General features: G+C 56.8%; 2 rRNA genes. Both read right to left on the minus strand.

Annotated features, from left to right (window positions below):
* Nucleotides 1-3075: ribosomal RNA gene (locus ABD210_RS32350) — 23S ribosomal RNA — on the minus strand; the annotation flags it as partial.
* 473 nt (nt 3076-3548) lie between these two features.
* Nucleotides 3549-5009: ribosomal RNA gene (locus ABD210_RS32355) — 16S ribosomal RNA — on the minus strand; the annotation flags it as partial.

The raw sequence follows: 5009 nt of genomic DNA on the forward strand, positions 1-5009 counted from the left end.
CACCTCTGGCCTATCAACCCAGTGGTCTACTGGGGGCCTTACCCGATTAACTCGGTGGGAGACCTCATCTTGAAGCGTGCTTCCCGCTTAGATGCTTTCAGCGGTTATCACTCCCGAACGTAGCCAACCAGCCGTGCTCCTGGCGGAACAACTGGCACACCAGAGGTTCGTCCACCCCGGTCCTCTCGTACTAGGGGCAGCCCTTCTCAAGTCTCCTGCGCGCGCAGCGGATAGGGACCGAACTGTCTCACGACGTTCTAAACCCAGCTCGCGTGCCGCTTTAATGGGCGAACAGCCCAACCCTTGGGACCTACTCCAGCCCCAGGATGCGACGAGCCGACATCGAGGTGCCAAACCATCCCGTCGATATGGACTCTTGGGGAAGATCAGCCTGTTATCCCCGGGGTACCTTTTATCCGTTGAGCGACGGTGCTCCCACATGCCACCGCCGGATCACTAGTTCCGACTTTCGTCCCTGCTCGACATGTCTGTCTCACAGTCAAGCTCCCTTGTGCACTTACACTCGACACCTGATTGCCAACCAGGCTGAGGGAACCTTTGAGCGCCTCCGTTACCTTTTAGGAGGCGACCGCCCCAGTCAAACTACCCACCAGGCACTGTCCCTGATCCAGATAATGGACCGAAGTTAGACAGCCAGAACAACCAGAGTGGTATTTCAACGATGACTCCACCCGAACTGGCGTCCGGGCTTCACAGTCTCCCACCTATCCTACACAAGTTGTACCGACCACCAATACCAAGTTGTAGTAAAGGTCCCGGGGTCTTTCCGTCCTGCTGCGCGTAACGAGCATCTTTACTCGTAATGCAATTTCGCCGAGTCCATGGTTGAGACAGCGCCCAAGTCGTTACGCCATTCGTGCAGGTCGGAACTTACCCGACAAGGAATTTCGCTACCTTAGGATGGTTATAGTTACCACCGCCGTTTACTGGCGCTTAAGTTCAAAGCTTCGCCGGCCTAAACCGGCTAACCTGTCCCCTTAACGTTCCAGCACCGGGCAGGCGTCAGTCCGTATACATCGAATTACTTCTTCGCACGGACCTGTGTTTTTAGTAAACAGTCGCTTGGGCCTGGTCTCTGCGGCCATCAACGCTTCCCCCAGCAAGTGGAGTAACGCATCAGGCCCCCCTTCTCCCGAAGTTACGGGGGCATTTTGCCGAGTTCCTTAACCATGGTTCACTCGATCGCCTTGGTATTCTCTACCTGATCACCTGTGTCGGTTTGGGGTACGGGCGGCTCTAACACTCACTACGAAGTTTTTCTCGGCAGCATGGGATCATCCACTTCCCCTAAACGGGTCCGCCTCGGCTCTCAGGCATCATGAGACACGGATTTGCCTATGCCTCGCCCTACCACCTTGCCCGCGGATCAGCTTGCGCCTACCATCGCCGCGGTTGGACTACCCTCCTGCGTCACTCCTTAGTGCACCTAATACCAGCTCGGGTCGACCACTCCACTCATCCGTCCGAAGACATCAGAACTTCACGGTCTTAGCATCACCAGGTTCGGTCGGGTCGTGTTAATGCCGGTACGGGAATATCAACCCGTTGTCCATCGACTACGCCTGTCGGCCTCGCCTTAGGTCCCGACTTACCCAGGGCAGATTAGCTTGACCCTGGAACCCTTGATCATTCGGCGGACGGGTTTCTCACCCGTCATTCGCTACTCATGCCTGCATTCTCACTCGTGCAGCATCCACAACTAGATCACTCTGCTGCTTCACACGCTGCACGACGCTCCCCTACCCATCCACACACCTGGACCCAGAACCAAAGTCCCGGGCCGAGTACAAATATGAATGCCACAGCTTCGGCGGATTGCTTGAGCCCCGCTACATTGTCGGCGCGGAATCACTTGACCAGTGAGCTATTACGCACTCTTTCAAGGGTGGCTGCTTCTAAGCCAACCTCCTGGTTGTCTGGGCAACTCCACATCCTTTTCCACTTAGCAATCGCTTAGGGGCCTTAGCTGGTGATCTGGGCTGTTTCCCTCTCGACTACGGAGCTTATCCCCCGCAGTCTCACTGCCGCGCTCTCACTTACCGGCATTCGGAGTTTGGCTGATTTCGGTAAGCCGGTAAGCCCCCTAGACCATCCAGTGCTCTACCTCCGGTAAGAAACACGCGACGCTGCACCTATATGCATTTCGGGGAGAACCAGCTATCACGGAGTTTGATTGGCCTTTCACCCCTATCCACAGGTCATCCCCCAGGTTTTCAACCCTGGTGGGTTCGGTCCTCCACGCGGTCTTACCCGCGCTTCAACCTGCCCATGGATAGATCACTCCGCTTCGGGTCTAGAGCATGCGACTAAAGCGCCCTATTCAGACTCGCTTTCGCTACGGCTACCCCACACGGGTTAACCTCGCCACATACCACTAACTCGCAGGCTCATTCTTCAAAAGGCACGCCGTCACACCCACACAAGGTGAGCGCTCCGACGGATTGTAGGCAACCGGTTTCAGGTACTATTTCACTCCCCTCCCGGGGTACTTTTCATCTTTCCCTCACGGTACTAGTCCGCTATCGGTCACCAAGAAGTATTTAGGCTTAGCGGGTGGTCCCGCCAGATTCACACGGGATTTCAAGAGTCCCGTGCTACTTGGGAAAACACTCGGAAGTCATCGTCTTACGTCTACGGGGCCATTACCCACTACGGCTCAACATTCCAGAAGATTCGACTTCAACGATGATTTATAACTCCCCGACCTCACGGCATTAAGGCCTGAATGCTCCCACAACCCCATGTACGCAACGCACGCCGGCTATCACACGCACATGGTTTAGCCTCATCCGCTTTCGCTCGCCACTACTCACGGAATCACTATTGTTTTCTCTTCCTGCGGGTACTGAGATGTTTCACTTCCCCGCGTTCCCTCCAGAACCCTATGTGTTCAGGCACTGGTAACTGGCTTTAGAGTGCCAGCTGGGTTTCCCCATTCGGACACCCCCGGATCACAGCTTGGTTGCCAACTCCCCGGGGCTTATCGCAGGCTCCAACGTCCTTCATCGGCTCTTGGTGCCTAGACATCCACCGATTGCCCTTAGTAGCTTGTCACACAACAAAAACTACAAAGATGCTCGCGTCCACTATACAGTTCTCAAAATACGGGCAGGAACACCAACCCTGAACCACCACTACCCTCGGACAACACCCTCAGGGGAAACAACACACCCCTCAAGCACCACCACCAGAAGTTTGGTGAGAGCCGGCCCCAGCCACACCACCACACCAGGCACACAACAGCACCCGGTGCAGCAAGTGACCCAGAAAAACCAGTCCACAGACCCGAAGATCCACGGCCCGATTCCTCAGGACCCAACAGCGCGCCTCGACGATTCACTCCACCACCACCACGTTCCACGCCTCATCCCGAAGGAATCGGCAGTACTAGCTTCAGCGGTCTCGCTGCACATCTAATGGTCAATGTTCCACAGTCCGAAGCACCGTCGCCCAGAAACATCCGTCCTGGAAACGACGAGTAGACAACCACACCCCAAACAGGGGCCGCAGCTGCCAGTGCTCCTTAGAAAGGAGGTGATCCAGCCGCACCTTCCGGTACGGCTACCTTGTTACGACTTCGTCCTAATCGCCAGCCCCACCTTCGACGGCTCCCTCCACAAGGGTTAGGCCACCGGCTTCGGGTGTTGCCGACTTTCATGACGTGACGGGCGGTGTGTACAAGGCCCGGGAACGTATTCACCGCAGCGTTGCTGATCTGCGATTACTAGCGACTCCGACTTCATGGGGTCGAGTTGCAGACCCCAATCCGAACTGAGACCGGCTTTTTGGGATTCGCTCCACCTTACAGTTTCGCAGCCCTTTGTACCGGCCATTGTAGCATGCGTGAAGCCCTGGACATAAGGGGCATGATGACTTGACGTCATCCCCACCTTCCTCCGAGTTGACCCCGGCAGTCTCCTATGAGTCCCCACCATAACGTGCTGGCAACATAGGACGAGGGTTGCGCTCGTTGCGGGACTTAACCCAACATCTCACGACACGAGCTGACGACAGCCATGCACCACCTGTATAGGACCCTTACGGACCCCCCATCTCTGGAGGATTTCCCTATATGTCAAACCCAGGTAAGGTTCTTCGCGTTGCATCGAATTAATCCGCATGCTCCGCCGCTTGTGCGGGCCCCCGTCAATTCCTTTGAGTTTTAGCCTTGCGGCCGTACTCCCCAGGCGGGGCGCTTAATGCGTTAGCTGCGGCACGGAGGACGTGGAATGTCCCCCACACCTAGCGCCCAACGTTTACGGCGTGGACTACCAGGGTATCTAATCCTGTTCGCTACCCACGCTTTCGCTCCTCAGCGTCAGGTAAGGCCCAGAGAGCCGCCTTCGCCACCGGTGTTCTTCCTGATATCTGCGCATTCCACCGCTACACCAGGAGTTCCGCTCTCCCCTGCCTACCTCTAGTCTGCCCGTATCGGAAGCAGGCTCGGAGTTGAGCTCCGAGTTTTCACTCCCGACGTGACGAACCGCCTACGAGCCCTTTACGCCCAATAATTCCGGACAACGCTCGGACCCTACGTATTACCGCGGCTGCTGGCACGTAGTTGGCCGGTCCTTCTTCTGCAGGTACCGTCACTCTCGCTTCGTCCCTGCTGAAAGAGGTTTACAACCCGAAGGCCGTCATCCCTCACGCGGCGTTGCTGCGTCAGGCTTCCGCCCATTGCGCAATATTCCCCACTGCTGCCTCCCGTAGGAGTCTGGGCCGTGTCTCAGTCCCAGTGTGGCCGGTCGCCCTCTCAGGCCGGCTACCCGTCGACGCCTTGGTAGGCCATTACCCCACCAACAAGCTGATAGGCCGCGAGCCCATCCCCAACCGCCAGAACTTTCAACCCCCACCCATGAAGGCAGGAGTGATATCCGGTATTAGACCCCGTTTCCGAGGCTTATCCCGAAGTTGAGGGTAGGTTGCTCACGTGTTACTCACCCGTTCGCCGCTCGTGTACCCCCGAAGAGGCCTTACCGCTCGACTTG

This window comes from Kribbella alba, from assembly GCF_039529635.1.
Lineage (GTDB): Bacteria > Actinomycetota > Actinomycetes > Propionibacteriales > Kribbellaceae > Kribbella > Kribbella alba.